The organism is Oleiphilus sp. HI0128 (assembly GCF_001635365.1).
On the sequence record NZ_LWGG01000715.1, the window covers coordinates 1 to 455 of the forward strand.

The window sequence follows — 455 nt, forward strand, 5'->3', positions numbered from 1 at the left end:
TCGTTCGTTTGTGCTGACATATAGTGGTTCGTTTTTATCTAGGTTTGAGACTTTGGTGCAAAAAAAGGGGAGTCAAATGACTCCCCTTTCGGTTTAGGCTGCGAATTATGCCACAGACAGACTAGGTTCTGAAGAAACGAACCAATTGTTGCATCTTACTCGCCTGGTCACTCATAGACCTTGACGCAGCGGCAGTTTCTTCAACCAAGGCTGCGTTTTGTTGTGTCATCTCATCCATTTGCGAAATGGCCTGGTTGATCTGTCCAATTCCGTTAGATTGTTCTTTGGCAGCAACATTGACGCTTTCTATACGGCGTGCAACTTGCTCTACGGAGTGGACGATGCCATTTAAGGTTTCACCTGTCTGATTGACTAACATTGAGCCTGACTCGACTTTATTGACACTGTCGCGAATAAGGTCTTTGATCTCTTTCGCGGCACTGGCGGAGCGTTGG

General features: G+C 46.4%; 1 protein-coding gene. It reads right to left on the reverse strand.

Annotated features, from left to right (window positions below; genetic code table 11):
* Nucleotides 1-121: 121 nt before the first annotated feature.
* Nucleotides 122-455 (reverse strand): methyl-accepting chemotaxis protein (locus A3763_RS08775; protein WP_231872144.1); only part of this gene is annotated, 334 nt, incomplete at its 5' end.